This is a genomic window from Desulfurobacterium sp. TC5-1 (genome assembly GCF_000421485.1).
Classification (GTDB): Bacteria; Aquificota; Aquificia; order Desulfurobacteriales; family Desulfurobacteriaceae; genus Desulfurobacterium_A.
The window spans coordinates 1,017,267-1,042,007 of the sequence record NZ_ATXC01000001.1 but is presented as its reverse complement, the minus strand read 5'-3'; the positions used below and the strand labels follow the sequence as shown (position 1 = coordinate 1,042,007).

Here is a 24,741-nt window from a genome sequence, read left to right as displayed (position 1 = left end):
GTTAAGAATTTCTGATTGAAACTTGAGAAATTTACCGGTATCATTATAGAAAAAGAAATGAAAGAAAGGTATGGAGCTGTTTAGTGTATTAAAACATTAAATGCAGTTATTCAGTTCCAGAGCTATGGATTTCATGTTGTTCATTTCTATTACAAGTTAGGAATTTATAAAAATCCGCAAATAAGCAGATAATTAATTTCAAACCTAAAATGGATTTTTTAAAGAAAAATATTCACCGGGATTACACTAAAAATTCCTAAAGCTTGCAAAATTATTACAAAATTTCTAATTTAAAAGCGAAGATAAAATATCCATTTAAGGAGGAGTAAGATGAGGAGAGTTATGTCTATCCTGTTAGCAGTTGCTCTTGTTGCTCCATCAGGCGCACTGGCAGCATCAATGAAGTCTGGAGAAAGAACAAAAAGTACGGAAAACAGCGCTCGGAGCAATATGAATGAAAGTATGATGTCTGAACACGGCACATCATCAGCTTCTTTCTGGAAAATAAACACAGAAACCAGAGAGAAAATGGAAGCAAAAAAAACATCAATGAATGCCGTAAAGAGAAAAGTTGAATCTCTCAGAAGGATGAGACCTTCTTTTAAGACAGCTTTAACGGCAATGGAAAAAGTTGACCAGGCAATAAAATTGCTTGAGGAAGGAAAGGCAGAAAAGGCAAAACAAGTTTTAATGGAAGCAGAGAAGTACGTTGAAACATACATGAAAGAAAATAGGGGAATGGGTTTTGTCCCTCTCAATCAACAGATAGCTGTTGTAGAATTCAGGGGAGATGTAAAAACTGTTGAAAAAATTAAAAAAGAAGCAGAGAAACTATTGAAGGAAGGAAGAATTCAAGATGCAAAAGCTCTGCTCAACACCCTGTCTGACGAGATAGATGTTATAAATGTTTATCTTCCTCTATCCATGTATAGAAAGGTTGTAAAAGATGCAATTAAAGAGATAGATAAAGGTAAAAAGAAAGAAGCTGTAAGAATGTTAATGGCCATAAGAGACAGTATAGCCATACAAAAAATTGTAATTCCGGTACCAATGGTGAAAGCAGAAGCCTTAATTGAGAAGGCTAAAGTGATGAGCAAGAAAAACAGAAAACTTGCTGTGGCTTATCTGAAAGAAGCGCAAAAAGAACTGGAACTTGCAAAAGCTCTGGGCTATGCTTACGACTTCGAAAAAACCTATAATGAAATGGATAGAGAGTTGAAGCAACTTGAGATGGCAATAGAAGGAAAAAAAGAAACAGGTTCTCTATTTGGTTCAATACTTCAAAAGTTAAAATTGCTGAAGAAGAAGGCCACAAAAGAAATACTTTCCAGAACAGAATAAGTTCAAGCTGGCTCTACCTGAAGGTAGAGCCAGCTAAACAAAAAGCACTGTTGTAATTTAGAAAAATCAGATATCCGGTGAAAGGGGCATTTCTTTTTACGTATCAGGTGCAGATGCGACCTTCAAAAAGACCCTGAAAAAAGGAAGAAAAAACATTAGCCTGTTAAAAGCGTAAAAGCTTCTCACAGATGGCGGCAATCTTAAACAGACTTGGAACAGTTATGTGGTGACATTAATTTTGTGAGGCCTCATTATGCTTTAGGTTATATGGCTCCCGCTGAGAAGTTCGAGGATTATATTAGAAAATCCGGGTGTTCTCCATGTATTGAACTCGTACAAACAGTTGACATTGTAGATACCTGAGCCTATATTATTCCACGCTAACCGTGGGCCGCTAGCTCAGTTGGTAGAGCAACGGACTTTTAATCCGTAGGTCCCAGGTTCGAGTCCTGGGCGGCTCACCATTTTAAGCGTCCCCATCGTCTAGCCCGGCCTAGGACACCGGCCTTTCACGCCGGCGACGGGGGTTCGAATCCCCCTGGGGACGCCAAATTTGTCATATAATAGCCGAATCTGTTTTGTAGATTCGGGGCCGTAGCTCAGCTGGGAGAGCGTCAGGCTGGCAGTCTGAAGGTCGTGGGTTCGAATCCCACCGGCTCCACCAACGAATAAGGGCCTGTAGCTCAGTTGGTTAGAGCATCCGGCTCATAACCGGACGGTCGGAGGTTCGAGTCCTCCCAGGCCCACCATCTATATACTTCTTTAATATCCATCGCATATCACGTATAAATCGTCCATGAGATTGTATAATCTTTTGAATAGTCTTATATTCTATATGCCGGGAGAGGTAGGCTGGAGAGCCGCTTCCTTTAAAGGAAGAGGAAAGTCCGGGCTCCACAGGGCGGGGAGCTGGCGTTGAGCCAGGCAGGGGAAACCCTGCGGACAGGGCCACAGAAAATAGACCGCCCCGATTTTCGGGGTAAGGGTGAAAAGGTGGTGTAAGAGACCACCGCCTCTTTCCGCGAGGAGAGAGGGCACGGTAACCCCCTCCCGGAGCAAGGCTGAATAGGTCGGCGCTTGAGGGTTGCCCGCCCGATGCCGACGGGTAAGCCGCTTAGATAAATGGCTCTCTAAAACAGAACCCGGCTTACGGGCCTGCCTACTCCCATCTCTTCCCGCTTTTAATGTCAACCTTTAAGGGAACGTCAAGGTTGGCAATATTTTCCATTATCTCTTTTACTCTGTTTTCTATTTCTTTTGCCCTGGTTTCGGGTGCTTCCATTATTATTTCATCGTGAATCTGAAGAGTTAGAAAGCTATCTTTATTTTTAAACTCTTTAAACAGTGCTATCATTGCCATCTTCATTATATCGGCTGCTGTTCCTTGAATGACTGCGTTGAAGGCTGCCCTTTCACCAAACTGCTTTATGTTTTTATTTTTCGCTTTAAGTTCCGGAACAGGTCTTTTTCTGCCAAATAGCGTTCTGACATACCCCTTTTCGTAAGCTTCCGATAGTGTTTTCTCTATAAACTCTTTTACCGTTGGGAATTTTGCAAAGTAACTGTCGATGTAGTTTTTCGCTTCGTTAAATCCTATTCCAAGTCGCTGGGATAGTCCTTGAGGACTCATTCCGTATATGATTCCAAAGTTCACCATCTTTGCCACTTTTCTCATTTCAGGTGATACATTTTCAGGTTCAGTTCCAAAGAGTATGGAGGCAGTTTCAGTGTGGATGTCTCTATCTTTTTTGTAGGCTTCAACTAACCTTTCGTCGCCTGAAAGGTGAGCTAAGACTCTGAGCTCTATCTGTGAGTAGTCTGCCCAGATCAGTTTATATCCTTCTGGTGCGATTACTGCGTTTCTTATCTGTCTGGATATCTCGTCAGAAACTGGCAGATTTTGTAGATTTGGCTCGGCACTTGATAATCTTCCCGTTGCTGTTCCTGTTTGTATGAAGTTTGTGTGAACTCTGCCTTCTTCGTCCATGTGTTTTGTTATGCCGTCTATGAATGTGCCTAACAGTTTTGAATATTTTCTGTATTCAAGTATAAGTTCAGCGATTTCATAGCCGTTTAATGCAAGTGTTGTGAGGACTTCAACATCTGTGGAGTATCCCGTCCGTGTCTTTTTCACGGGTTTTATTTTAAGTTTCTCAAAGAGTATTTTTGCAAGCTGCTTCGGTGAATTCAGATTGAAACTTTCGCCGGCTATTGAAAAAATTTCTTCTTTTAAACGTTGCATTTTCGATAAAAAGTTGCTTTTTAAGGTTGTCATGTATTTTCTATCAAATAAAACACCCCGTTTTTCCATATAATAGAGAACTTCTATAAGGGGATGTTCTATCTTTTCGTATAAAGTTAGAAGGTTTTCTCTTTTAAGGTTTTCTATTACCTTTTTTCCGACGTCTATTATATGGTGAGAATATCTTTCAACAGGTTCTATATCTGAAGTTTCGAGATATTTTTTTAGTATTGTTTCTGGTGAATAGTCTTTTTGAATAGAATTAAGAAGATATTCACCTATAGATATATCAAAAAACTGTTTATGTTTTCCGGTTGTTCCTGTAAGGTGATAAAGCTCTTTTAGGTTAAACGTGTATATTTTTCCACTCTTTTTGCATATTTCTTTAAAAGTTTCTCTATCTATCTGGCTGAAGTGTCTGTCAACAGAGGCGAAAAGATTTTCATTGACTACTATTGCACACTCTTTCTTTGAGAAAAGGTCATCTGATTCCAGGAATTTTAAAAAACTTTTTTTATCCGTTTCTTGTGTTTTTTCTATATTTTTTCCCTGAAACTGGATGTTGGGGAAGAATTCTTTTATCTCTTTTATCAGGGATTTCATCTCAAGTTTTTTAAAAAGTTTAAATAGGCATTCGACGTCAGGATCTTTTAGTTTTAGGTTTCCGGGTTCAACGTCTATCGGGACGTTTTTATCTATCGTAGCAAGTTTCTTGCTCATAAATGCCTGATCTCTATAGTCTTCAAGGGCTTTTTTTCTTTTAGATGGAAGTTTGTCAAGGTTTTCGTACAACTTTTCAAGAGAACCGAATTCTTTTATCAATTTCGTTGCGGTCTTTTCGCCAATTCCCGGGACACCCGGTATATTGTCACTTGTATCGCCGGCAAGGCCAAAAATATCGGGAATTTGTCCCGGTTCGTACCCGAACTTTTCTCTGAAAGTTTCAAGTGTGTATAAAGTTTCTGTTTTTTTCTGTGGTGATATTGAAAGTACGTGAACGTTTTCTTCAATCAACTGCCTGATGTCTTTATCGGGAGAGACAATTATTACTTCGTATCCTTCTTCTGCAAGTTTTTTTCCTATTGTTCCAAGAATATCGTCAGCTTCGTATCCTTCCTTTTCAATCACCGGTACACCGAAGCATTCAAGGAACTTTTTTATGTAGGGAAGTTGTACTTTGAAGTCGTCAGGAGTGGGTTTTCTGTTGGCCTTGTAGTCTGCTGATATTTTTTCTCTGAATGTTTTTCTACTTACATCAAATGCTACCGCAGCGTATTCCGGCTTTATCTCTTTGAATAGTTTAAGGAACATTCTTGCAAAGCCGTAGATTGCATTTGTTGGAAATCCGTAAGATGTTGTTAGCCCTTTTATTGCATAGAACGCTCTGTATGCAAAGCTTGTTCCGTCAAATAGATAAACTCTCTTTTCAGACATTTTTTACTCCAGACTGCCCGGACTATTTCTTTTTGAATTCTCTGCTGACTAACTCCTCAGCTTTTTTTTTAAACTTTTCAGCTTCTTCAAACTGCTTTTTTCCCTCCAATACCTCCGCTATGGCAAAGTATATGTCAGCTGCTTCCATATATCTTCCCTCTTTCTCAAGTGCCATAGCATAAAGTTCCTGTGCTTTTAAATCTTCAGGATATCTTGCAAGGTACGGAACCACGATCTCCTTTACAAGGGCTGTGTCTCCCTTTTCAAGGGCTTTCGTGAGAACATCATACATATCTTCAGCTTCTTTTGAAACTGCTTTGCCTTTAAATGCTTTTAGTCCGGTAATCACAATGGCTATTGCTGCTGCAAGGATTAGAGCTATAAAGTATATGGGAGTTTTCTTTTCTTTTGTTACGACTGTTTTTGGCTTTTTCGCTTTTGATACCATTGGTTGTGAATTAACCTTGGGTTTTGTAGATATCCGGGGTTTAATCATTTTCTTTTCAGGTTCAGGAATTTTCTCTATCTTTTCTCTTTTTGTGGGTTTGATTTCGGTTTCAAAGTGAAGATATCCGATGGATTTTTCCTTTTCTGCTGCTTTTTTATAACCTTTTACCAAGAATGCTCTAACAGAGTATGTGTTGTTGTCCTCATAGAGAAAGGCTTCTTTTTTAATTTCGTCGGGTAACCCTTTGAAAAAGTTAATCGCCTTCTCTTTATTATTGGTTTTGTAGAGAAGAACGGAATATGTTGCATTTTCTGACTTTGAAACTTTTGCCGGTTGTTTTTCTGTTTTATTTTGTGTTGCATTTGCCGGATTTTTAGATATGTTCTTGTTATGTTTTTTGGGAAAAATACTTGTTTGCAGGGTTTTATCATCCACTTTTGCAATAAAGGCTCCCTTAAATATCTTTCTTATTTTATTCTTGATAAGAAATTCTTTTGCTTCATCGTAGGTATTAAATAAGCCCACCCTTACCTTGTAATATCCATCGACTATATCTATCCTTGCATCGGGATACTTTTCTGTTTGTTTTAGGGTTTTATATGCTGCATCTATGTTTTTTCTTGCGCACAGTTGAATAGAGTAGAAAATCCTGGCAAAAGCTGATGCAGGAAAAATAAGTAATGTTATGATAATTAACCAGAATCTTTTCACTTACTCTTCCCCCTTCGTTTCCTTTTTAAGAGTTTTTACTTCTACTTCAAGAGAGTGTATGATGTCTAACATCTGCCTTAGAGATTCCATAACAGGGTCGGGTAACTGCCCATGTTCAAGATCAACACGGGTTGTACGTATTCCATCTCTCTTAACTATTTTACCAGGAATACCAACAACTGTTGAGTTCGGTGGGACATCTCTTACTACAACGGAATTGGCGCCTATTTTACAGTTATCACCTATCTTTATCGGGCCAAGTATCTTTGCTCCGGCACCTATTACAACGTTATTGCCTATTGTTGGATGTCTTTTCCCTTTATGAGTACTTGTTCCGCCGAGGGTTACCTGATGGTATATCGTTACATCGTTACCTATCTCGGTTGTTTCACCTATTACCACGCCCATACCGTGGTCTATGAAAAATCGTCTTCCTATCTTTGCACCCGGGTGAATCTCTATGCCTGTAAACCACCTTGAGAAGTGGGATACCATTCTTGCAAGTAACTTGAGTTTCTTTTCCCAGAGGAAGTGTGCTATCCTGTGTAGCCATATTGCGTGGAGTCCGGGATAACAGGTTATAACTTCAATAACGCTCCTGGCGGCGGGGTCTCTTTCGAAAACAACAGCGATGTCTTCTCGGATTCTTTTAAGCATTTCAGGTCTACCTCTTTGCCACATAAAGGAAGGTCAGAGGAAGATTATATACGATAAATCTATGCGGCGCAAAAGAGACGGCAGGAATAATTGGGAAAGAGAGGGGAAACCCCCTCTCTATAGGAAAGGTTACTTTGTAATCTTTTCGAGATTGATGTAGTTGAGCTTTCCACCTTTTGCTCTGAAGGCTTTGAGCTTCTTGAGTAAAGCTTTCTCTTTGGCAAATTCTGCCTTGAGAACGTCGTCTGGCTTGTGGTTGTCTTTGCAAGCCGGGTCGTGAGGTGTAATGTGACATGTGAGGCAGTTTGGATACTTCTCGGCAATAGCCTTTCCGTGAGGATATTCGCCGTGGCAATCCTGACATCTTGGAATGAAACCGTGCTTGTTGTGGTGACAAGCAACACAGGCGACTTTGCTGTGTTTTGTCTGAGATGTTTCGAGATTGTGTGCAACATAGCTGTGGCATGCAGCACACTGAGAATTCGGTGTATTTTTGCCGTATGTGATGTTGACAGGGTAGTGTGGGTTGTGGTGACATGCAAAGCAGTCGTTATTTGTCTGATCAGGTCTATGCGGAAGGTGACATTCAAGACACTGAGGAATGTAGCCGTGAGTGCTGTGGTGGCATGCTGCACAACCAATCTGTGTGTGCTTGGTTGGCTTTTCCTGCATAAGGTCATAGATGGGACCGTGGCAAACCTTACAGTTCTTTGCGACAAAGTTTTCAGGTTGCCCTGTTCCAGGATATTTCTTTCCGCCAACATAACCTGTGAAAGGTGTTGTAACAAGCATTGGCTTCTTGATAGCGTGTGGATCTGTGTGACACTTCATGCAATCCGGGATAGAAGGCCCGTGGTAGAGACCGTGGCATCTTGTACATTTGGGCATTTCTTCTTCCCAGCCCTTCACGCCTTTCTTGGGGCTCCACTCGTGAAATCTTTCGTGACAGATAGTACAGCTGAACTGGTGCCTTCCACCCTCTTTCTGCATTGCTTTGTAGATGCTGTAGTGACAGGCGCCACAATCGGCTGGCTTGAGCGGCTGAACCGGTTTAGTAAATAAAGCCTTCTCTTCCGGACCTATCTTCGGAAGATTTCCTCCGTTTGTAAGGGAGGGTGGGCAGTTTGTAAGGGTCACACCGTAAGCCGTTGTAGCACCCATCAGCGCAGAGCAGAGGATGAGTGCCTTTAATTTCCCTCTCATTATTAACAACCCTCCTGCTTTGGGATTTTCAACTTTACATCTAATAATAACAGAGAGACTATGCACTGTCAACAATATTCCAAATCTCCTCAAAATCTTTTGTTAAAAATTTCTTACCATTATGAAATTCCGTATTTGGATAATCTATACCTGAATTCTCTGAATGTAAGTCCCAGGAGGGAAGCTGCCTCCTTTTTCTTTCCTCCTGTTTTTTTAAGAGCTTTTAACAGATATTCTTTTTCTAAGTTTTCAAGTATTTCTTTTAAATTGACACCTTCATCCGGAATTATAATTTCTCTGTGGGATTTTGTCTCTTCATTGCTCAGAGGTAAAGAAAGAATGTCTCTGTCTGATAGTATTACAGCTTTTTCCACAATATTTCTTAGTTCTCTCACATTCCCTTTTAAGGGAAGCGACATGACGTAATTTATAAACTCTTTTGAGATGGTTCTAAATTTTTTTCCGTATTTTTTTGATAGTTTTTTTGCAAAATATTCTATAAGCAATGGGATGTCTTCTTTTCGTTCCCTAAGAGGCGGGAGGTTAATAGTGATAGTTGATAGCCTATAAAATAGGTCTTCTCTAAATAGCCCTTCGTTTATTTTCTCTTCTAAATTGCGGTTTGTAGCAGCTATTATTCTTACATCAACGTTTATTTCTTCTATTCCGCCTATTGGTCTTATTTTTTTCTCTTCTAAAAACCTTAATAATTTTGCTTGAAGAGCAAGAGGCATATCGCCTATTTCGTCTAAAAATAGAGTTCCACCATCTGCTTCTTCTATAAGACCTTTTTTATTCCTTGTTGCACCGGTAAAAGCTCCTTTCTTATACCCGAAGAGTTCACTTTCGAGAAGTTCAGATGGTAATGATGCGCAGTTAATTGCGATAAACGGTGCGGTTTTTCTATTGCTTAAGTTGTGTATGGTTCTTGCTACAACTTCTTTACCCGTTCCGCTTTCGCCTGTGATGAGGACGTTTGTATCATAGGGGGCTATTTTCTTTACAAATTCTTTTATTTTTTTTATTTTTGGCGATTCACCTATGAAATCTTTGTAAGAATCTTCATATTCCTCTACTTTTTTTTCAAGCTCTATTTTCTTTTTAACATTTCTGAATATTAGTCTTAATTCAGAAACATCGAAAGGTTTTGATACGTAATCGAAGGCTCCCAGTCTTATTGCTTCTTTTGCTGTTTCTGATGATGCAAATGCTGTGATTATTATTACTTCTGTTTTCATGCGTTTTTCTCTGAGCTTTCGCAGAATTTCCATACCGGAACCATCGGGAAGTCTCAGGTCAAGGAGAATGAGATCGAAATTTTCTTCTTGGAGTTTTGACAGTCCCTCCTGAACGCTACCTGCTTTTTCTATATCAAAATCAAAATCTTCAAGCATCATTCCAAGGATGTCTCTTATACTTTTTTCATCATCGATTATAAGTGCTCTCATTTTCTCCCTCTACAGGAATTTCAAAGCAAAATACGCAGCCTCCATGGATGGAGGAGGTGACTGTAAGTCTTCCACCTAACTCAATGGCGACTCTTTTGGCTATTGCCAGTCCCAGTCCTGTACCCTCTTTCTTTTTTGTGAAAAATGGTTCGAATATTTTTTCTTTCTCTTCGTCCTTTATTCCGGGTCCATCGTCTTCTATACAGATTTTGAGAAGCCCTTTCTCGTATGACACAGAAATTATTACAGTTTTTTTTGACCACTCAAATGCATTTTTAATCACATTTGAAATGGCAGAGTAGAAAGATTTGTATGGTATTTTGATAGTTATCTTGCTTTCGGGAAGTATCAATTTGCAATTTTTTTCAGGATATACATATCTAACTGCTTCAACAACCTGTTTAATGAGTTCTTTTATATCTACTTCTGTTTGATGAACATCAAGAGGTCTTGAAAGCATCAAAAAGTCATTTATAACTGATGAAAGTCGTTCTGTTTCCCTTTTTAAAAGCTCTAACAGGTTTTTGTTTGCCTGTTCCGTTTCAAACATTAGATCCACAGCTGCTTTTATTGAGGCGAGAGGATTCTTTATTTCGTGAGCAAGGTCTGCGCTTATGCGGTAGAGCCTTTTGAATACTTCATTTTTTTTCTTTTCTTCCTCTAATTCTGCTATGTATCTCATTTGATTTGTCATCTTTTTTGCAAATGTTTTTCCAGCTATGTATATAGCAAAAAAGGCAACACCGTTGAGAAAAAGTTTTATCGTTAGATCCTGAAGGGTGTACATTTTGGTGGTGTACAGTGTTATTCCGTAGATTACGAGCGAAATTACAGGAAACAATTCCGTTATTGGAGATTCAAGGAAAAAAGCAGAGAAGAATATGGGAAACAGATAGAGTATAGCTATATAGTCCCAGTAGAGAATGTTGCTCTTTATAAGTGCAGATATGAACATTATGTCGAGTAGAAAGTCGTAGGGGTTTTCCCTTCGATAAAAGAGCGAAAGCAGAGATACGGTTGAGTATAGGAAGATAACGCCGAGGGAATAAACGTTGTAAATGATAATTCCCTCTCTCAAAAGAGAGAGGGAGATTAAAATTAGAAACAGTGATGATGAAAATATAAACCGCGAAACCTTATAGTAGAGAAAAAAATCCTTCCAAAAAGCTATCTTTTCAGAGTTTTTCTTCAAGACTCTGCTCATAGAGGGTTTGCGCTTCCACTAAGGGTATGTTTATAACTTCTCTACTCTTATGCATTATTCTTCCATTTTCGCCGCCGGTTTTTCCTATTATTTTAGCCGGGATGGCTTTCTTTTCAAAGAATTTAAGTGCCTTTTCGGCGTTTTCCGGGGAAACAGATATGATTATACGACTCTGTTCCTCACCAAAAAGAAGGAAGTCAGTCCTTATATCGTCTTCTATATTTACTTCAAATCCAATACCGTTTCCAAAGGCAGATTCAAATAGAGCCACTGCTATTCCACCTTCGGATATATCGTGAGCACTTTTTATGAAACCTTTGGATATTGCTTCTACAATACTTTTCTGGAGGTTCTTTTCGAAAGTTAGGTCTATAGCCTGTCCCGTTCCCTTAAATTCGCCTTCTACAAGTTTTTGGTATTCGCTTCCGGAGATGTTACCGCTGTTTTCGCCTAACAGGATAATGACATCACCTTCGTCTTTAAAGTCCTTTGTTGTTCTGTTTTCAATGTTTTCAAGTACACCTACACAGACCACGGTAGGTGTCGGGAATATGGCTCTCTTTCTGTCACCAACAACGGTTTCGTTGTAAAAACTCACATTACCGCTAACAACGGGCGTTTCAAGGATCTTACAGGCGTCAGCCATTCCATCGGTGCACTTTACAAACTGCCACATTATTTCCGGGTCCTCCGGACTTCCAAAGTTGAGGCAGTCTGTTATTGCTTTTGGTACTGCTCCGCTGCAGGCTACGTTCCTTGCCGCTTCAGCTACAGCAATCTTTCCACCTTCGTACGGATTAAGGTAACAGTAGCGGGAGTTGCAGTCAGAGCTTATAGCTATTCCTTTTTCTGTTCCTTTTACTCTTAAAACAGCAGCATCAGATCCTGGATATACAGTGGTGTTAATCTGAACCATGTGGTCGTACTGCTGGTATATCCAGCGTTTGCTTGCTATCGTTGGAGAAGAGAGAAGTTTCTTTGTAATTTCGTTGTAGTCTCTTGGTTCTTCTATCTCTTCAGGATTGTATTTCATGTTTTCTTTTATGTATGAAGGCATTTTAAAAGGTCTATAATATACAGGTGCTTCCTCTGTCAGTATGTCTATTGGAAGTTCGGCAACTTTTTCGCCGTGCCACAATAGCTTGATAACAGGTTTTTCTATGATTTCACCTATTACGCAAGCGTCAAGGCCCCATTTTTTAAACACGTTCATAACCTTCTCTTCTTTTCCTTTCTCGCATACGACTAACATTCTTTCCTGCGATTCAGAAAGCATTATTTCGTAGGGAGTCATTCCCTCTTCTCTTGTTGGAACCTTATCAAGGTCAAGCTTTATTCCGACGTTTCCCCTTGAGGCCATTTCTACAGATGATGATGTTAGACCTGCAGCTCCCATGTCCTGGATGGCTACTATTCCGTCTGTTTCCATGGCTTCAAGGCATGCCTCTATGAGCAGTTTTTCAACAAATGGGTCGCCAACCTGGACATTTGCCTTCTTTTCAACTTCTTCTTCTGAGGAGAATTCTTCTGAAGCCATTGTTGCACCGTGTATTCCGTCTCTTCCTGTTTTAGAACCTACGTAGATTACAGGGTTACCAATTCCTGCAGCTCTTGCGTAGAATATCTTTTTCTTTTCAACAAGGCCTAGGGCGAAAGCGTTTACAAGAGGGTTTGTCTGATAACAGCTATCAAAGTAGGCTTCACCGCCTACGGTTGGCACACCGACGCAGTTTCCGTAGTGACTTATTCCGGAGACAACACCTTTAACGATGTATTTCATCTTAGGGTCGTTAAGTTCACCAAACCTGAGAGAGTCCATGCAAGCTATGGGTCTTGCACCCATTGTGAAAACGTCTCTTAAAATACCTCCTACGCCGGTAGCTGCTCCGTTGAACGGTTCTATGAATGATGGGTGGTTGTGTGATTCCACTTTAAACGCCGCACATATTTCTTTTTCTTCATCAACCATGATTATTCCTGCATTTTCTCCAGGTCCCTGAACAACCCATGGTGCTTTTGTTGGAAACTTTGATAGATGGACTCTTGAGGATTTGTACGAACAGTGTTCAGACCACATGGCAGAGAATATTCCAAGTTCAACAAGGTTAGGTTCTCTTCCCAAAAGATCAACTATTTTTTTGTACTCTTCCATTGTTACATGGCTTTCTATAGTTTTTCTGTCCATGTTGTGGCTCCTTCAATAGTTTCTTGGTCCAAAAAGTGCTGTTCCAATTCTAACAATTGTTGCCCCTTCTTCTATTGCAACTTCAAAATCATGGGACATGCCCATTGATAGATGGGGGAATTTGGTTTCGAAAGTTTTTTCCATGAACTCTTTTATTTCTCTCAATTTACGGAAATATGGTCTTACTTCTTCAGGATTTTCAAGGTATGGTGGAACTACCATAAATCCTGAGAGTTTCAGGTGTTCTTTTTCAAAGATGTTTTCTATTAGTTGTGGTACTTCCTCTTCTTTGCATCCGTGCTTTGTTTCTTCGGGGGAGAGTTTAACTTCTATAAGAATTTCCTGGATTTTATGTTCTTTTGCAGCTCTTTTTTCAAGTTCTTCTATCAAAGATATTGAATCGACTGAGTGAATGAGTTTAAACATTTTAACTGCGTACTTTGCTTTGTTTTTTTGAAGGTGTCCTATAAGATGCCATTCTATTGGAAGGTCTGAGAGAGCGGGAATTTTGTTCCTTGCTTCTTGTACACGATTTTCACCAAAAATCTTTACACCGGCTTCGAATGCTTCTCTGATTTCATCAGGGGTTCTTGTCTTTGAGGCGGCAAGCAACGTTATCTCTTCGGGTTTTCTACCTGCTCTTTCGGCAGCTTTTGCCATTCTTTCTTTTATGATGGATATCCTCTCTTTAATTTCCATTTTCTACCCTCTCATAGACTTCGTTTGCAAAGAACCAGAGATCTTCGCTCAGTTCCGATTCTGTTCTGTCCATAAACTGTTCCGGTGGAGCGTCGCAGATACCGTTTCTGTAATCTGTTACGCCAACAGCCACAAATCCTTTCTTCGCGAAATTTCCGTTCCCATTAAATCTCAGTATGTTGAGCTGAACAAATTTTATGTTTGAAGAGGATTCAAATATTTCCTTTGCTAACTTTTGCCAGAAAACCTCGTTTCCTTTTTTAAGGATAAGACGTGTCTTTCTGTCCTTTATTTCGGAACCGTCCAAGTCATAGAATAGATATCTGAGATCCACAAAAATGCCCCTTTTCCCGTTTTCAAGAGAGACCGAGCGAACATCTTTTTCCGTGAGAGGCAAAACTTTTGGGAAGTATCCCAGCCTTTCTGTAATAGCACTGGATACACGTGCACTGTTAAATGTATCTATTACCATGTTAAGTTTGTTGAGCAATGTTGATATGGAGAAGTAAGAATTTTGGGAAGAATGAATGGGAACGAGATTTCCGGCAATGCCGTTGACCAAAAAGAGGTTGTCTTTTAGTTTTATGCAGAAGGTTCCTTTTTTAATAAAAGCTATTTCTCTTCCCGTCTCGGGGGATATTAGAGAGGCGTTTTTCATGAGAATACCTGCCGGGAATTGGCCGCTGAGCAGGGTTGTAAAGTCTGTTGAAAAGGAAACAGGTCCTTTTTCTGTTTGAACTACTGCAACATCACCTTTAAGAGTTACAACGGGATACACTTTTCCGGCTTTGAGGACTGTTTTACCGGTTCTTGACAGTCCATTTTTTTCTTTGTTGATAAGAATAAATTTCCCTTTTATTTCTTCAGTAAAAAGGACATCAGGTAGGTTTTCCTCTAATTTTGTAAAATCGCTGTCAGTCCATCCATTTTGGCTTCTTATCCAGTTTTTGTAATAGTTGAAAACGGGGATTTGTGAATTTTTGTCTATAGTTTCTACAATTTCTCCCTTTGGTTTTGTTCTTACGGATAGAGAGTCTATCATCACCGTTGCAGTATCAGCTACCGCCGTCGTATTGAATAGACCAAATATAATGGTCGCTAAAGCAATATTTTTAATTAACCTCATTTCTCTCTCCTCACAAACATAATGGCTTCAGCTTCAGCTATTTTTGTTCCGTCTAACTTTTCCATGACGGCGCAGGTCTCTTTTATTCTCTTTCTATCTTTCTTTATCCACGCTTTTACTTTTACCTCCTCACCTGCCAGCAGTGGGTTGTGAAACTTGACAGTTATTCTTCCGGTAAGGAATCTTTCTTCTTTACTTTGCAGATAGGCCATTGCTTCGTCTAATATAAGAGAGATAATGCCTCCATGGATAATGTTATCGTATCCCTGATAAATTTTGTCTAAACTGAATGTACTTTCAACTCTGTCTGAATACTTGTTGAATTTTAGGTGCATTCCTTTAGGATTTTCTTCACCGCAGACAAAACAGAAGTTATCTCTCTTGGGAAGGTTGAGCTCGTCTTTCATGATGCCTCGGAGTTTGAAGGATATTTACAGAGAGATTATATCAGTTATCAGGGCAGAATTATCCTTTTTTAACCACTTTTATCGTTGGTTTGCCGTCGCACAGCACCTCTTCTTCTATGCCTTCTTTTCCTTTTTTAAACTCTTCTTTGGCTATCTTGAAACTTTTGATTAATTTTATGAGCCTGTCACCTTTAAACGCAAGAACGGCAATAATTGCAATCAGTATCCATTCAAGCACGGTTTCCTCCAACTTTTCATTAACGTCGTGGTATGCTAATATACATTATACTTGAATTTGTTTTTTTAGAAAAAAGGAGTTGCCCCTTTACAAACGATACTCTCTTTGATAAATTTCACTTTGCCTTTGCCACCGGTGAAACAGAATAGGAGGTTTTTGATGGCTGTAGATAAAGATGTAAAGCAAGAAATTATAAAGAAGTACGGTTTCCATGAGAAGGATACCGGTTCACCAGAAGTGCAGATAGCTCTTCTTACTGAAAGGATTAAAATTCTAACGGAGCATTTTAAAGAGCATAAGCACGATAACAACAACAAGAGAGCCCTTTACAAGTTGGTAGGAAGAAGGAAAAGACTTCTGAAGTATTTGAAAGAGAAAGACTTTAACAGGTATAAGAATATCGTTCTGAAGCTTGGTTTAAGAAAGTAATCCAGGGGGCTTCAAAGCCCCCTTTTCTTTTTTCAGCCATCAAAATTCCTTTATCGAACGTTTCCGGTTTAGTGATATACTATACATGTGTTTTACAAATAAGAAAAATAACCGTTTATATGGATAGATTGTGATAAAGGTATTTTAAGGAGGAAACAGATGTCAATAACAGAAGTTTCAGGTGAAATTGGAGGGAGACCTCTTGTTTTTCAAACAGGAAAGGTGGCCAAACAGGCAGATGGGAGTGTTCTTGTTTCTCAGGGTGATACAGTTGTTCTTGTCACAGCGGTAATGTCTGATGAGCCAAGGGAAGATATAGATTTCTTTCCACTGCTTGTTGAGTATAGGGAGAGAGCTTACGCTGCCGGGAAAATTCCTGGTGGATTCATCAAAAGAGAGGGGAAACCTTCTGATGAAGAGGTTCTGAAGTCAAGGGTTATAGATCGATCAATCCGTCCAATCTTTCCAAAAGGTTTCAGAAACGATGTTCAGGTAATAGCCTTTGTCATTTCTGCTGACCAGGAAAACGATCCTTCAATTCTTGCGATAAATGGCGCTTCAGCAGCACTTCACATTTCAAGAATTCCCTTTGAAAAACCAGTTGCCGGCGTTAGGGTATGCCGTATAGATGGTAAGCTTGTGATTAATCCCTCTTACGAGGAGAGACACCGGGCCGATATTAACCTTATTGTTTCCGGAACGGAAGATGCTGTTGTTATGGTTGAAGGTGGTGCAAATGAGGTTCCAGAGGAAGAAGTCCTTGATGCTATCCTTTTTGCCCATGAAGAGATTAAGAAGATAATAAAGCTTCAGGAAGAGCTTAGAAGTCTTGTGGGTAAAGAAAAGTATGAATTTACTGTTCCGTCTCTTGATGAAGAGACCAAAGATAAGATAGAAAAGTGGGTAATTGAAAGGATAGAGCCTGTAATAACCATTCCTGACAAGCACGAAAGGCGAATGAAACTTCGTGCTCTAAGGGAAGAGATGTTTGTTGAGCTTAATATTCCTGAAGAGCTCGCAAAACTTGCAAAAGAGGCCTTTGCTGAAGCCGAGAAAAAGTTTGTTAGACAGCTTGTTCTTGAGAAAGGTGTAAGGATCGATGGAAGAAAGCCAGATGAGATAAGGCCTATTTCCATAGAGGTGGGAACGCTTCCAAGGGCTCACGGTTCTGCCCTATTTACGAGAGGACAGACACAGGCTCTTGTTACTACAACGTTGGGAACACCGGAGGAGTATCAGTTCGTTGAGGGTTTGATGCCAGGTGAAGAGAAGAGATTTATGCTTCACTACAACTTCCCGCCTTTCTGTGTTGGTGAGATTTCTCCTATGAGAGGACCTGGAAGGAGAGAGATAGGACATGGTGCCCTTGCAGAAAGAGCCCTTGCTCCTGTTATTCCTGACGAATCTGAATTCCCTTATGTTATAAGAGTTGTTTCAGATATTCTTGAATCAAACGGCTCATCCTCAATGGCAACTGTTTGTGGTGGAAGTCTTTCACTTATGGATGCAGGTGTTCCTATAAAGGCTCAGGTTGCCGGTATTGCCATGGGACTGATTATTGAAGGTGATAAATTTGTTGTTCTCTCTGATATTTTGGGTGATGAGGATCACCTTGGTGATATGGACTTTAAGGTTGCAGGTACGAGGAAGGGTGTTACTGCAATTCAGATGGATTTGAAGGTAACAGGTATAAATAGGGATATTCTTGTAACGGCTTTAAAGCAGGCAAGGGATGGAAGAATGTTTATCCTTGACAAAATGGATGCCGTGATAAGCAAACCGCGCAAGGAAATTTCGCCTTATGCACCAAGGATCGTTACAACTCATATTGATCCTGATAAGACAAGAGATCTTATAGGTCCTGGCGGAAAGACGATTAAAATGATTCTTGATAAGGCTGGTGTTAAGATAGACATAAAAGAAGACGGGACAGTTCTCGTTTCAGCACCTTCTGAAGAAGCGGCAATGCAGGCTATAAAAATGATACAGGATGTTACAAGAGATATAGCTGTTGGTAATACTTACCTTGGAAAAGTTACAAGAGTTGAAAATTATGGTGCCTTCGTGGAAATGATTCCCGGTAAAGTTGGACTTGTTCACATATCTAAACTTCCTCCTGAACTTAAAGAGGACATTTTCAAGAAGATAAAGGTCGGTGATCTTCTTCCTGTTAAGGTTGTTGATGTTGATCAGATGGGAAGACCGAAACTCAGCAGGATAGATGTTAACGAGGAAGAGGAGAGAGAATTGAGGAAGAGCGGCGGTTTCTACTCTGCACCGGAGGTTGATGAAGAGTGAGTAAGTTAAGCTGGGGTGCCGGCTGGGTATATGTAAAAGGAACAAGAATAGCTTTTGACGATAGATTTTTGGATGTTGCCGTTAAACTTCACGATATATTTGGTGGTAAGATAGATAGGGAGGAGAACCACTTTGTTCTTTCTCTTCCTGCCTTTCCTTCCGTTGATAAAGTTGATATTGAGTTTGTTAAGGGTGCATTTGAAGCTGGTGGTGTGTGGGGAAACAAGAGTGTATTTATTCCTCTAATTTCTTCCTTTGAGAAGGAAATGGAAAATGTTCTGTCACCGTTTTTTCCGGTAAAGACAAAAGAAGGCTTTTTCTTAAACGGTGATGGAGCCACGCTTTTTCTGCACGCCATTTACGATGAGTCATCCGGAGAGCGTTCCAACTACCACTTTGAAAAGTTTCTTTCTTTTCTCTTCGGTTCTCAGTGGGAGAGAAAGTACATAGAGGTTGCTGTTGATGACGGAGGCATTCCGCCGTTTAAAAAGAGGGTTTCTGATAGTGGGTGGGATCTTCACCTTGTCGAGTTGATAAAGAAAGAAGGAAATGTCTATTTCTTTGATACAAAGGTAAAAGTTAAGCCGCCTGCGGGGTATTATCTTGACCTTGTACCACGTTCAAGCATATTTAAAAGTGGTTTCATGCTGGCAAACTCTGTTGGTATTATAGATATGACTTACAGGGGAACGATTAAGGTTCCTCTTGTTAAGGTTAATTCTGAAGCACCAGAGCCGGAGCTTCCTTGGAGGGCGGTACAGCTTATACCGAGACGCTACTATCCCCTTGAGATGCGGCAGGTTGCATCTCTTGACGAGACGTTAAGAGGGGAGGGAGGATTTGGAAGCACAGGAAGGTAACAGGTGATACCACTAAAGGATCTAAATAAAAGTAGAACAGTTCCTGTGGTTACCACCTTTTTGGTGATAACCTGCTTTGTTATTTTTTTCTACGAATTGGCTGCCGGAAAGTATGTTATCTATCTCATTCACGCTTTTGGAGTTGTTCCTTACGAGATAACTCACGGTGTTGATATTCCGCCGCCAGATCCTTTTACGCCTTATGGTAATCTGATAACGCATCAGTACCTCCATGGTGGTTTCTTTCACATTCTGGGAAACATGCTTTTCCTGTGGATTTTTGGTGACAATGTTGAGGATTACTTTGGGAAAATACCCTTTTTTCTTTTTTATACTTTTTGCGGTATAGTTGCCGCTCTTATACAGGTTTTTGCCTATCCCGATTCGGTGGCACCATTGATTGGTGCATCTGGGGCAATAAGTGGTGTATTGGGGGCATATTTTATCCTTTATCCGGATGCAAAGATTGTTACACTTGTTTTTCTTGGCTTTTTCATAGATGTTATTGTTATTCCGGCGTACGTCTGGATAATTTTTTGGTTTATTATGCAACTTTTAAGCCTTCTTTCCACTGCTTCAGCCGGTGGTGCAGGTGTTGCCTGGTTTGCCCATATAGGCGGATTTTTAGCAGGACTTTTTATCGCTAAGTGGCTGATCTCACAGAAAGGGAGACCTGTCAAGGTAATTTAGGTGTATCACTCTTAAATACTTTTCAGTAATCTTCACATTTTTCCTGTTTTGATGTATGATGATTTGAATGGTGATTCAATCTTCACGGGAGGTGGAAAGAATGAGAAAGTTGCTTGCTCTATCGTTACCTTTGATTGTTGCTTCAGCGGCTTTTGCAGGTTCTCCTGATACGGTGGTTATAGGGACTCTTGATAAGTGGAAGATTCTTGATCCAGCGAAGGCATATGATGTTATGAGTTGTAACCTTATGCAGAACACGCTTATAGGTCTTTATGGTTACAGGCCAGGTTCCACTGTTCCAGAACCGGTACTTGCTAAAAGTGTTGATATTTCAAAGGATGGGAAAACATATGTTTTTCATCTTAAGAAAGGCTTTAAGTTCCAGAACGGTGAGGAGATTACTGCTTATACACTTAAACGTTCATGGGATAGAGTTTTTAAACTTAAGGGTGATCCTGCATTTCTGCTGACAGATGTTGTTAAGTCTTATAAAGCCAGAGATAAATACACTTTTGAGGTTCACCTTAAGTATCCGTTTTCACCGTTTTTAGCTGTTACTGCTTTCACGGTGGCTTATCCTGTTCCCTCTGTTTATCCTGAAAACAGCTTCTTTAAGGGAGCAAAATATCCTGCCTCTGGCCCTCTTACGATAAAGAAAGTTAAGAGGGATAGATACGTTTACCTTACGAAAAATCCTAAATATTTCAATTTCAAGGACGTTAAGGCCAAGAAAATTTTGATCAGACAGTATCAGAACGCTCAGACGATTCGTCTTGCCCTTGAAAGGGGTGATATTGACATGACAGGTTCACTTAACACCCTTGATGTTAAGGACTTTATGACCAATCCGTCACTTAAGTCCCGCTTTAACGTTTATGTTGCTCCAAGTTTTGTGATTTCCTACATTGTCTTTAACGTTAAAAAGGCACCGTTTGATGATCCAAGGGTCAGGAAAGCGATTGCTTACCTTATAGATAGGGATGAAATCAAAAAGTTTGCTTACAACAACATCCTCCATGAGAATCTTTACTCTCTTATCCCAATCAATATGTGGGGACATAAGGATGTTTTTAATAAAAAGCCGAGTATTGAAAAGGCTTTGAAGCTTCTTGCAGAGGCCGGCTATAACAGGAGTCATCCTCTTGTCATAAATTACTGGTATCCTCAAGGTCACTACGGTGCTGATGTGGATAAGGAGGCTCAGATTATCAAATCTCAGCTTGAGAAAACAGGTGTTATAAAGGTTAATCTGAAAACAACTGAGTGGCCAACGTACCTTGACTATATGACGAAGGGTATTCTTGGAATGTTCAGACTTGGATGGGCGCCTGACTATGTTGACCCGGACGATTATATCTATCCATTTATGCACTCAAAGGCAGACGCTTCTTTAGGTTCTTTCTACTCAAATCCTAAGGTTGATGCCCTTATTCAAAAAGCCCGTTCAGTTAATGATAAGGCTGAAAGAGAAAAGCTGTATGCGGAGATTCAAGAGTACCTCTGGAAAGACGTTCCTTACATTCCGCTCTTTCAGTCAGAGGCAGCTATCGTTGCCAACAAGAGTGTTAAAGGTGTGACAAACGATCCTATCTACCCGAGATACTATCTTCTTCACAAGTAACTTTTTCAAAGTCCCCCTTAAGAATAATACAGAAGGGGGACTTTTTGTGTTTACTTCACCGTTAAGGAGATGAGAAAGGGGTAATGAGAGGACTGCTGAAGTACATAGGATACAGGCTTGCATCTTCTGTTGTAATGATTTTTCTTATGGTTACATTTGTATTTTTCCTGCTTAGAATTCTACCAGGTGATCCGGTTTTAGCACTTACCGGTGGTAAAGCACCACCCGAAGTTGTTAAACAGTTAAAAGAGCAGTTGGGACTTAACCTGCCTATATATAAGCAGTACTTTAAGTTCTTGTCCGATATACTTCATGGTAATTTAGGAACTTCTATTGTTACCGGTGAAAGTATTAAAAGCGAGCTTCTTGAAAGATTTCCTGCAACTCTGGAACTTTCCATAGTCAGCATTATTTTAGCAGCCGGATGGGGAATTATTTTAGGTATTGAAGGTGCAAGGCGTGAGGGTGGCGTTTTCGATTTTGTTACAAAACTTGTTGCTCTTTCTTTTTATGCTATTCCTATATTTTTCGTCGGTATTATGATGCAGTACATATTTGGTGTGAAACTTGGCTGGTTTCCGATTTCTGGAAGAATTGATCCTCTTAACGAACCTGACCGTGTTATAACAGGTTTGTACCTTATTGATACTCTTTTAACCAGGAATTTTGCTGGATTCGTTGATGCTCTTAAGCATATTTTCCTCCCTGCTTTCTCTTTATCACTTGTTCTTTTTTCCGTCATATACAGAATTACGCGGAGCAACATGATTTTGCAGCTTAAAAAGGAATATGTGAAAGCTGCAAGGGCAAGAGGTTTAAAAGAGAAGAGGGTTGTTTATTACCACGCCTTTAAGAATGCTTTTATTCCCATATTTACCCTTATAGGTTTGCAGTTTGCAGGACTTTTAGGAGGAGCAATCCTCACTGAGAACGTTTTTTCATGGCCAGGCCTTGGGTCTTACCTTATTGAAAGGATTGGTTACAGAGATTTCCCCGCAATTCAGGGAGCTATTCTCTTTTATGCCGTTATCGTTGTTTTTATCTCTATAGCTATAGATATTATCTGTGCTCTTATGAATCCAAAAATCAAGTATGAGTAGGGTTTGCAGGATGAGTTTAAAAAAGATGCAGCTTTACCTGGGAATAGTTATTGTTGTTATGCTTATTGCAGTTGCACTTTTTGGCCCGTACTTTACATCCGTTGATCCAATTGCAATTTCAAACGCAACGTTTTCGCCACCTTCTCCGCAGCATATTTTCGGAACGGACGCCCTTGGGCGGGATATCTTTGCAAGGGTTCTCTACGGTGCGAGGATTTCCCTTCTGGTTTCTCTTCTTGCCGTTGCGATAGGGGTATCTGCAGGTACGTTCCTGGGGCTTGTATCCGGCTTTTTTGGCGGTATTGTTGACAGAATTCTTGTTCTCATGATGGATGCTATGTATGCGTTTCCGGGACTGCTTCTTGCCATCACGTTTACGGCGTTTTTGGGACAGGGGATACGGAATGTTGCAATAGCTATTGCCATTGCTTTTGTTCCTACCTATTTCAGACTTGTCAGAAATCAGGTCCTCTCTCTTAAAAAGGAGCCTTTTGTAGAGGCAGCTCAGGTTTTTAAGGTACCTTTATGGAAAATAATTTTTGTTTATGTTTTGCTTCCTATAATACCTACGCTTGCAGGTATTCTTGCACTTTCAATAGGCGATGCTATTTTAACAGAGGCAGGACTTTCCTATCTTGGGCTTGGTGTTCCTCCACCAACACCTGACTGGGGAGCTGACCTTTCAACGGGGCAGCACTACATATTGCAGGACTACTGGTGGTGTTTTGTCTTTTCAGGTCTTGCAATATTCCTTGCAGTGCTTGGGTTTGCTCTTATTGGAGACTACCTTTCAGAGGAAAAGCTATGATAGATGTTAGCCGCTTGACTATTACGTATCCCAATGGATTTGTTGCAGTTAGGAATGTTTCGTTTAAGATTGAGAAAAAAGAGGTATTTGCTCTCGTAGGTGAAAGTGGTTGTGGGAAGTCAACGACAGCTCATGCACTTATCAGGCTTCTTCCAAAGGGTAGCAGGATAGACGGTTCATTTAAACTTTCTGGAAGAGAGATTGTTTCTCTTAAAGAAAGAGAAATGAGGAAGGTTAGAGGAAAAGAGATAGGTATGGTATTTCAGGATCCCCTTAACGCGCTTAATCCTCTCGTTAAGGTAAGGAAGCACTTTTTTGAAACGTTTGCTGCTCATGGTGTTAAACGTTCTAAGGGAGAACTCCTTAATAGAGTAAAAGAACTTTTTGATTTTATAGACCTTCCGTTTGAGAAGGTTAACTCTTTCCCTTTTGAGCTTTCCGGCGGCCAACGTCAGAGGGTTATGTTTGCTATTGCTCTTGTTCTAAATCCTCGCCTCATTATTCTTGACGAACCGACAACCGCACTTGACGTTCTTGCCCAGAAAAAGGTTTTGGGATTGATAGATAAGACGAAAGAAATGTTTGACACGGCAACGCTTCTCATTACTCACGATATGGGTGTTGTGAATGAGGTGGCCGATAAGGTTGCAGTTATGTACAAAGGCGTAATTATGGAAAAGGGAGAGAAGGATAAGGTTCTCCATTCGCCGGTTCATCCTTACACGAGGCTTCTTATATCGTGTGTTCCAAAGTACGACATTCATGATACCTCAATTCCAGATATCCCTCTTGAGGATAGAAAGGTTGAAGGTTGTCCTTTTGCACCAAGATGCCCGGTAGCTTCAGAAAAATGCTTTAAGGAACTTCCAGAACCTGTCATTGTGAATGGTAGAGAGGTTGCCTGTTTTAATGTTGATGAGAATTGAAGATATTCGGATTAATGTTGTAAGGAGCAACAGGAAGACAGTTTCTATAGAGGTTACCCCCTCCGGTGATGTTCTTGTGAGAGCACCAGAAGATGTTTCTATTAATTCTCTTAAGAACTTTGTCTCTAAACATAGAACCTGGATAGTTAGTAAGCTTGGGAAGGTTCGGGAAAGGAAAAGATATTTGGGTAAAAGAGGTTTTAAAAACGGTGTTCCTTTCTTTTTCCTCGGCAAATCTTATCCTTTGAAGATAGTGAGCTCTCATCTTCCACTTGAGTTAAGAGGTGGAATGTTTTTTCTTTCTTCCAGCTATCTGCAGCATGCAAGAGACATTTTTATCAGTTGGTATAAAAAGGTAGGACTTCCTTATGTTGTTCGGCGTGTAGAGTTTTTTACAGGTGAGATTTTTCGTTTTAAAGGTGTGAAGATTACACGGGCTGAGAAGAGGTGGGGGTCCTGTTCAAGGAAAAATGGCCTCTGTTTTTCATACAGGGTTTTAATGCTTCCTGAAGAGATTATAGATTATGTTGTAGTTCATGAAATTGCTCATATTCGTGAGAAAAACCATTCTAAGAGGTTTTGGGATTTGGTTGAATCACTTCTTCCCGATTTTAGAGAGAGGGACAGGTGGTTAAAGGTTAACGGGTGGAAGTTTGTTTTGTAAGC

At 40.1% G+C, this 24,741-nt stretch carries 21 protein-coding genes, 4 tRNA genes, 1 other RNA gene and 1 pseudogene; 16 read left to right on the top strand and 11 right to left on the bottom strand.

The features are described 5' to 3' along the window. Positions 1–330 precede the first annotated feature (330 nt). The 7 genes and pseudogenes from H153_RS0105340 (at position 331) to rnpB (ending at position 2,507) form a co-directional block, all read left to right on the top strand. The gene (locus H153_RS0105340) at positions 331–1,341 is read left to right on the top strand and encodes a YfdX family protein (protein ID WP_022847108.1); all 1,011 of its coding nucleotides are present in this window, start codon (positions 331–333) and stop codon (positions 1,339–1,341) included. Positions 1,342–1,575: 234 nt separating this feature from the next. Then, positions 1,576–1,696 (top strand): annotated as a pseudogene (locus H153_RS10245) (integrase); the annotation flags it as partial. Between the two features lie 33 nt (positions 1,697–1,729). Further along, positions 1,730–1,805: transfer RNA gene (locus H153_RS0105335), tRNA-Lys, on the top strand. A gap of 8 nt (positions 1,806–1,813) precedes the next feature. Further along, positions 1,814–1,891, top strand: a tRNA-Glu gene (locus tag H153_RS0105330). 38 nt (positions 1,892–1,929) lie between these two features. Then, positions 1,930–2,005 (top strand) — tRNA-Ala (locus H153_RS0105325). An 8-nt stretch (positions 2,006–2,013) separates the two neighbouring features. After that, a tRNA-Ile gene (locus H153_RS0105320) sits at positions 2,014–2,090 on the top strand. Between the two features lie 95 nt (positions 2,091–2,185). Further along, an RNA gene (gene rnpB, locus H153_RS09985) (RNase P RNA component class A) lies at positions 2,186–2,507 on the top strand. Here rnpB and polA read toward each other — a convergent pair. The 11 genes from polA to H153_RS0105260 form a co-directional block, all read right to left on the bottom strand. After that, complete coding sequence (gene polA, locus H153_RS0105310; protein ID WP_027720041.1) at positions 2,501–5,017, bottom strand: DNA polymerase I; 2,517 nt, start codon at positions 5,015–5,017, stop codon at positions 2,501–2,503. The genes rnpB and polA overlap by 7 nt on opposite strands. A 22-nt stretch (positions 5,018–5,039) precedes the next feature. Continuing rightward, positions 5,040–6,176: an SPOR domain-containing protein gene (locus H153_RS0105305; protein ID WP_022847107.1), complete on the bottom strand. Its 1,137-nt coding sequence runs from the start codon at positions 6,174–6,176 to the stop codon at positions 5,040–5,042. Continuing rightward, a complete protein-coding gene (gene cysE, locus H153_RS0105300; protein ID WP_022847106.1) occupies positions 6,177–6,833 on the bottom strand; it encodes a serine O-acetyltransferase in 657 nt (218 codons plus the stop codon). A 129-nt stretch (positions 6,834–6,962) separates the two neighbouring features. Continuing rightward, positions 6,963–8,036, bottom strand: coding sequence for a hypothetical protein (locus tag H153_RS09385; RefSeq protein ID WP_022847105.1), 1,074 nt, complete (start codon positions 8,034–8,036; stop codon positions 6,963–6,965). Positions 8,037–8,155: 119 nt separating this feature from the next. Beyond that, positions 8,156–9,484: a sigma-54 dependent transcriptional regulator gene (locus H153_RS0105290; protein WP_022847104.1), complete on the bottom strand. Its 1,329-nt coding sequence runs from the start codon at positions 9,482–9,484 to the stop codon at positions 8,156–8,158. After that, positions 9,462–10,676, bottom strand: a complete 1,215-nt coding sequence (locus H153_RS0105285) for a HAMP domain-containing sensor histidine kinase (RefSeq protein WP_022847103.1) — start codon at positions 10,674–10,676, stop codon at positions 9,462–9,464. Before H153_RS0105285 ends, H153_RS0105290 begins: the two co-directional genes overlap by 23 nt. Further along, the gene (purL, locus tag H153_RS0105280; RefSeq protein WP_022847102.1) at positions 10,660–12,873 is read right to left on the bottom strand and encodes a phosphoribosylformylglycinamidine synthase subunit PurL; all 2,214 of its coding nucleotides are present in this window, start codon (positions 12,871–12,873) and stop codon (positions 10,660–10,662) included. The genes H153_RS0105285 and purL overlap by 17 nt, the downstream gene beginning before the upstream one ends. Positions 12,874–12,885: 12 nt before the next feature. Continuing rightward, positions 12,886–13,572 carry a YggS family pyridoxal phosphate-dependent enzyme gene (locus tag H153_RS0105275; RefSeq protein WP_022847101.1) on the bottom strand — a complete coding sequence of 229 codons (687 nt, stop codon included), beginning with the start codon at positions 13,570–13,572 and terminating at the stop codon, positions 12,886–12,888. Beyond that, the gene (locus tag H153_RS0105270; RefSeq protein WP_022847100.1) at positions 13,562–14,698 is read right to left on the bottom strand and encodes a hypothetical protein; all 1,137 of its coding nucleotides are present in this window, start codon (positions 14,696–14,698) and stop codon (positions 13,562–13,564) included. The genes H153_RS0105275 and H153_RS0105270 overlap by 11 nt, the downstream gene beginning before the upstream one ends. Beyond that, a complete protein-coding gene (locus tag H153_RS0105265) occupies positions 14,695–15,105 on the bottom strand; it encodes a PaaI family thioesterase (protein ID WP_022847099.1) in 411 nt (136 codons plus the stop codon). The genes H153_RS0105270 and H153_RS0105265 overlap by 4 nt, the downstream gene beginning before the upstream one ends. A gap of 58 nt (positions 15,106–15,163) precedes the next feature. Continuing rightward, positions 15,164–15,343, bottom strand: a complete 180-nt coding sequence (locus H153_RS0105260; protein WP_022847098.1) for a hypothetical protein — start codon at positions 15,341–15,343, stop codon at positions 15,164–15,166. A 159-nt stretch (positions 15,344–15,502) separates the two neighbouring features. On the opposite strand from H153_RS0105260, the gene rpsO reads away from it, so the two are divergent. From rpsO to H153_RS0105215, 9 genes are all read left to right on the top strand, one after another. Then, complete coding sequence (gene rpsO / locus H153_RS0105255) at positions 15,503–15,772, top strand: 30S ribosomal protein S15 (protein WP_022847097.1); 270 nt, start codon at positions 15,503–15,505, stop codon at positions 15,770–15,772. 159 nt (positions 15,773–15,931) lie between these two features. Next, positions 15,932–18,070, top strand: a complete 2,139-nt coding sequence (locus H153_RS0105250) for a polyribonucleotide nucleotidyltransferase (RefSeq protein ID WP_022847096.1) — start codon at positions 15,932–15,934, stop codon at positions 18,068–18,070. Then, the gene (locus H153_RS09380) at positions 18,067–18,930 is read left to right on the top strand and encodes a deoxyutp pyrophosphatase (protein WP_022847095.1); all 864 of its coding nucleotides are present in this window, start codon (positions 18,067–18,069) and stop codon (positions 18,928–18,930) included. The genes H153_RS0105250 and H153_RS09380 overlap by 4 nt, the downstream gene beginning before the upstream one ends. A gap of 3 nt (positions 18,931–18,933) precedes the next feature. Beyond that, entirely contained in the window at positions 18,934–19,620 is a 687-nt protein-coding gene (locus tag H153_RS0105240) for a rhomboid family intramembrane serine protease (protein ID WP_022847094.1), read from the top strand. Positions 19,621–19,720: 100 nt separating this feature from the next. After that, entirely contained in the window at positions 19,721–21,241 is a 1,521-nt protein-coding gene (locus H153_RS0105235) for an ABC transporter substrate-binding protein (protein ID WP_022847093.1), read from the top strand. 83 nt (positions 21,242–21,324) lie between these two features. Then, entirely contained in the window at positions 21,325–22,341 is a 1,017-nt protein-coding gene (locus H153_RS0105230) for an ABC transporter permease (RefSeq protein WP_022847092.1), read from the top strand. Between the two features lie 10 nt (positions 22,342–22,351). Beyond that, on the top strand, positions 22,352–23,149 hold the full coding sequence (locus H153_RS0105225; protein ID WP_022847091.1) for an ABC transporter permease: 798 nt from the start codon (positions 22,352–22,354) through the stop codon (positions 23,147–23,149). Next, on the top strand, positions 23,146–24,075 hold the full coding sequence (locus H153_RS0105220; protein ID WP_022847090.1) for an ABC transporter ATP-binding protein: 930 nt from the start codon (positions 23,146–23,148) through the stop codon (positions 24,073–24,075). The genes H153_RS0105225 and H153_RS0105220 overlap by 4 nt, the downstream gene beginning before the upstream one ends. Then, positions 24,059–24,739, top strand: coding sequence for a SprT family zinc-dependent metalloprotease (locus H153_RS0105215; protein ID WP_022847089.1), 681 nt, complete (start codon positions 24,059–24,061; stop codon positions 24,737–24,739). The genes H153_RS0105220 and H153_RS0105215 overlap by 17 nt, the downstream gene beginning before the upstream one ends. Positions 24,740–24,741 lie beyond the last annotated feature (2 nt).